The following is a 5,061-nucleotide window of genomic DNA, read 5'->3' as shown; positions in this document are numbered from 1 at the left end:
ACCACGGTTTACCTTATTCTCTCCATAATGTTATTGATGCGGTTCGACCTCAGGCGACTGCCGATCGCAATCATCATCGCATTGATAATGGGTTTGGGCTGTGGGTATGTCTTCATACACGTATTCTACATTGACTTGCCCTAAGGCACATTTAACAACACTCTCGAAGTCCGCGGCGACAGCGATGCTAAGGATATTGAAAATTGATCATGTCTGAAAAGCAAATCAAAGCGAATGTTATCAAAGTCACGGTTGGCGGCAATCCCGGCGCATATACGTTTTCAGTTACGGTGAAAAGTCCTGACACTGGCCCAGATCAATATGCAGATTGGTGGGAAGTGCTTTCATCGAATGGCCGGCTCCTCTACCGCCGCATATTGTTGCATAGCCATGTCGACGAACAACCATTCACGCGTTCAGGTGGGCCAGTTCCCATTGGACCACGTGATGCCGTTTTCGTCCGCGCTCACATGAGCACGGCGGGCTACGGCGGCGTTGCATTTCATGGAAGTGTGGCTGGAGGATTTGTCGAAACCGAATTACCGAGTGACTTCGCAGCGGATGTGGAACTTCTGGAACCGCAACCGGAAGACTGCGCCTTCTGATGTTACTGTTGCGATTCGACTTAAGGTGACTGCCGATCGCAATCATCATCGCGTTGATGATGGGTTTGGGCTGTAGCTACATCTTCACCCGCGTGTTTTACATAGACTTTCCCTAGCCCCATATACGGTGGAATTGATGATTCAAGAATTAGGTGTCGCCTTTACTAATCTGCTAACCCCCTGGCCTTTCTTCTTGACGGTATTGGGCACATTTCTGGGCATCACCGTGGGCGCCATACCGGGCTTGACCACCGCGATACTGATCGTCCTTACCCTACCCTTCACCTATACCATGGAACCGGTTAACGTTGTGATCCTTCTCACTTCCATGTACGTGGGCGGGATCTCCGGGGGGCAGATCTCGGCGATCCTGCTCGGCATGCCGGGCACGCCCACGGCGGTCATCACCACGTTCGACGGTTTCCCAATGGCACGCAAGGGACAACCTGGCCGTGCTCTGGGGTTGGGGATTGGTGCTTCCTTTGTAGGTGGTCTTGTCTCTTGGGTATTTCTGGCACTCCTGGCCAAGCCGGTTGCGGATGTTGCCGTCTACTTAGGCCCCATGGACTATTTCAGCCTTGTGCTGATGGCCATGGTACTCATCGCATCCGTAAGCCGTGGCTCGTTGATCAAGGGTCTCCTCTCCGGGTTTCTGGGTATGCTAATCGTTCTGCCCGGTATTGACCCCTCGGCTGGGGATCTTCGCCTGACATTCGGTTTTCACGAAATGGAAGGCGGTTTCAAGCTGATGCCAATACTGATCGGGGTATTCGCAGTTGGACAAATCCTCACCGAGACAATCGACATCGAGCAGGAATTCATCCTGATTAGGATGCGCATGAAAGGGATTTTGATGTCGTGGCATGACTTCAAGTCCAACCTGATCAACCTGCTGCGGTCTTCGCTGATCGGCACCTATGTCGGGATTCTTCCCGGTATCGGAGGCAGTATCGGATCAATTATCGCTTACACTACGGCCAAAAACATGTCCAAAGCCCCCGATCGGTTTGGAGAGGGGTCGGAAGAGGGTATCATCGCCTCGGAATGCGCTAATAACGCTACAATCGCCGGCGCATTGATACCGCTCATTTCTATGGGCATTCCGGGTAGCATTGTCGATGTCTTTCTGATGGGCGGGATGATGATCCATAACGTCGAGCCGGGACCGATGTTGGCCACCAGTCACCCGAGTATTTTCTACGGCATCATCGCGGCATGCTTTGTCGCGAATATTCTGATGTTTCTCATGATGACGGGCACGGTGGGGTTCATCGCCAAATTTACCAAAATCCCCAAGGGCTATACCTTACCAGTTATCCTGACATTTTGCATCATTGGAGGTTATATTGAGGGGAACCGCATGTTCGATGTCTGGGTTTTGCTAGCCTTCGGCCTCGTAGGGTATGTGATGAAAAAAGCCGCTTTCCCCCAAGCTCCGTTTATCATTGGAGCGGTGCTGGCCCCAATTGCCGAGGTTAAGCTGAGATCAGGTCTCATGATATCGGGTGGCAGTTTCCTACCCTTGATCACCCGGCCGGTTTCATGTGCTTTTCTCATTATCTCCGCGCTGTTTCTTCTATGGCCCCTGATCTCCAAATGGCGTGGCAGGAAGAAAGCAGAGGCATAAATGGATTGGATTTGGAGAGTTGACATACCTAGAATTCGATTAGATTAGAAAGGAAAGATCATGGCGAAGCACGAACGACCAAACATTCTGTGGTATTGCTCCGACCAGCAGCGGTATGACACGATTCACGCATTGGGCAACCCTCATATCCATACCCCGAATCTTGACGCGCTTTGCGAAGAGGGGGTGGCTTTTACCCGCGCCTATGCCCAGAGCCCGATCTGCACGCCCAGCCGGGCCACGTTTCTGACGGGTCGCTACCCGAATACTCATCACGTCCTTCGCAACAACAGCGATTACTTTCCTTCCAACGAAGTGTTGGTCACCAAACTGCTGGCGGGCGCAGGCTACGACTGCGCGCTGTCAGGCAAGCTCCACCTTTCGAGGGCAAATAAGGGTAACCTGGAGCGGCGGCCCGAGGACGGATACCGCAAGTTCTTCTGGAGTAATCATCCCAACCCTGATTATCCCTATGGGCACGATTACGCCATCTGGCTGAAAGAGGAAAAGGGGGTAGACCCCGTAGAATTGTACGGTTCGCTCTCCGGCCAGGTTGGGCCGGGTGTGCCGACGGAATACCACCAGACCACGTGGTGTTCTGAAATGGCTATCCGGTTCATCACTGAAGAACGGGACGGCCCGTGGCTGATGAGCGTCAATCCCTTCGATCCCCATCCGCCCTTTGATCCGCCCCAGGAATACCTGGACCGTTACGATCCACAAACCCTGCCCTATCCGCTATTCCGCGAGTCGGACATTGAACGTCAGAAAGCCTTCGGCAACATCGACCAACATACGATCGAGGCGATAAATCCCCTGACCTCTTCCGGCAAAGACAATATCACCGGATCTGTCGAGAGAGGTGACATGGGAAGAATCCCGCCAAGCGCGTACGATGCTCGATTGGCTAAGGCCTGTTATTATGCCATGATTGAGCTGATTGATGACCAGTTCAAGCGCATCGTGGACACGATAGAGGAAATGGGGCAGAAAGAGAACACGCTGATTATCTACATGAGCGACCACGGTGAGTTGCTGGGGGATCATGGCCTGATCTACAAGGGCTGCCGGTTTTCCGAGGGCTCGGTGCGCGTACCTTTGATCATTTCCTGGCCGGCAAGGATCTTGAAGGGGGTGAGAAGCGACGCGTTGGTTGAGTTGGTAGACTTGGCTCCGACCCTGTTGGAAGCAGTCAGCCTGGAGGTTCCGTATTACATGCAGGGCAAATCGCTTCTATCGCTTTTGACCGGGCAGGCGGACCTGGGCCATCATAAGGACCACGTGATTTCCGAGTTCAACGACAGCCTTAACTTGCCTAACCACAGTCATGGAACCATGTACTTCGACGGAAGGTACAAGCTAACTGTCTACGTGGGAGAGGCCATCGGCGAACTATACGACCTCGAATCGGATCCGGGGGAGTTCGTCAACCTGTGGGACGACCCAGCATACTCTTCCCTGAAATCGGAACTGATGGTGCGCCATTTTAAAGCCTATCTGGCAACCAGCAGCGCTGGAATCCTGCGCAGCAATGAAACCTGGCCAGGAGCTGGACACGCCCCAAAGAGCCCGTCTGTCTACGACTGATCTGACGTTTCTTATTGACTTACCGGGATTGGATTCGCAGATAACGTAATCTCCTCCGGAGTCTTAGCGAAATTAGAAATTTTTACCTCATCAAGGAACCCTTGAAGATAATAAGAACATCACCCAGACCGATCGCCACCGAAATGAATGGGATTCGTAGTGCTCTTAATCTTACCCGATGCCCTTATCACGTTTTCATCCTTCTCCCCATTGATGTAGAACTTGATTTCCGCACCATCGTAGATTACGGCAATGTGAGTCCATTGGGTGAGCTTAACTTGACTGTTCGAGCGTTGATATCCCGTCAGTTCTAGGCCATACAAGAAGAAAAGAGAAGAAAAGGGGTCAGGCATAAGTAAATAGGTATTGACATTGGACCGAGCGGTTGGTATTGAGTCGGTATGGCACGAAAACCGCGCATTCATTTTGCAGGAGCTCTCTATCACGTTATTTCCCGGGGTAATAGGCGACAGGTGATATTTCGTGATGAAGGGGATTACGAGCGCTATAGGAGGTTTTTGAGAGAGTACAAGCAGCGCTACCGTATCGTTTTCTATGCATACGTGTTGATGCCGAACCATGTCCACCTTTTGGTGGAGGTCAGAGATGTTCCACTGAGCCGGGTGATGCAGGTCGTTCAGTTTCGCTATACCCGCACCTTCAATGTCAGGTACAGAAAGAGCGGGCACCTCTTTCAGGGACGGTACAAGGCCATCCTCTGTGAGCGAGATGCCTATCTGTTGGAGCTTTCCGCATACCTCCATTTGAATCCCGTTCGTGCGGGCTTGGTTGACGATCCGATGGATTACCGCTGGACCAGTTACGGAGCGTACGTGAAAGGTGAGGACGATGAGTTGGTGGATACGGGGTTTGTGTTGGCTCAGTTCTCGCGCAACAAAAGGAGTGCCATGCGGGGATATGAACGGTTTGTGAGGGACCGGATAGATCAGGGCCACAGAAAAGAGTATTATGAGGTGAAGGATCAGCGGTTCCTGGGGGAAGACGATTTTGTGGAGGAGGTCCGCAGAGGGTTAGATGAGAATGGCGGGTTTGTCTATGATATCTCGATTGTTGAGATTGTCTCTGAGGTCTCTTCTGTGCTGAGGATCCCCTTGGATTTGATTTACAGTGGCAGCAGGAATCGCCGAGGTGCGTTGGGGCGGGCGGTGGTGGGGTACGTGGGGAGGAAGTTGGCTGGGCATCGGGTGAAAGTGGTTGCGGAGCATTTCCATCGGGATCCCG

The 5,061-nt window shown here is 52.4% G+C and carries 5 protein-coding genes; 4 read left to right on the top strand and 1 reads right to left on the bottom strand.

Annotated features, from left to right (window positions below; all coding sequences use genetic code 11):
* Nucleotides 1-209: 209 nt before the first annotated feature.
* The 3 genes from ACETWG_06880 (at nucleotide 210) to ACETWG_06870 (ending at nucleotide 3,819) form a co-directional block, all read left to right on the top strand.
* Nucleotides 210-605, top strand: a complete 396-nt coding sequence (locus tag ACETWG_06880) for a hypothetical protein (protein MFB0516311.1) — start codon at nucleotides 210-212, stop codon at nucleotides 603-605.
* A gap of 136 nt (nucleotides 606-741) precedes the next feature.
* Nucleotides 742-2,232: a tripartite tricarboxylate transporter permease gene (locus ACETWG_06875; protein MFB0516310.1), complete on the top strand. Its 1,491-nt coding sequence runs from the start codon at nucleotides 742-744 to the stop codon at nucleotides 2,230-2,232.
* A 60-nt stretch (nucleotides 2,233-2,292) separates the two neighbouring features.
* Nucleotides 2,293-3,819, top strand: coding sequence for a sulfatase (locus ACETWG_06870; protein ID MFB0516309.1), 1,527 nt, complete (start codon nucleotides 2,293-2,295; stop codon nucleotides 3,817-3,819).
* A 119-nt stretch (nucleotides 3,820-3,938) separates the two neighbouring features.
* Here ACETWG_06870 and ACETWG_06865 read toward each other — a convergent pair whose 3' ends face one another.
* Nucleotides 3,939-4,172, bottom strand: a complete 234-nt coding sequence (locus ACETWG_06865) for a LamG-like jellyroll fold domain-containing protein (protein ID MFB0516308.1) — start codon at nucleotides 4,170-4,172, stop codon at nucleotides 3,939-3,941.
* Nucleotides 4,173-4,220: 48 nt separating this feature from the next.
* Here ACETWG_06865 and ACETWG_06860 point away from each other — a divergent pair.
* Nucleotides 4,221-5,061: transposase (locus ACETWG_06860; GenBank protein ID MFB0516307.1), on the top strand; the 841-nt coding region annotated here is incomplete at its 3' end.

Source organism: Candidatus Neomarinimicrobiota bacterium (assembly GCA_041862535.1).
Classification (GTDB): Bacteria; Fidelibacterota; Marinisomatia; order SCGC-AAA003-L08; family TS1B11.
Note: the sequence above shows the minus strand (reverse complement) of the source record. Positions and strands in the feature narration are given on the sequence as shown.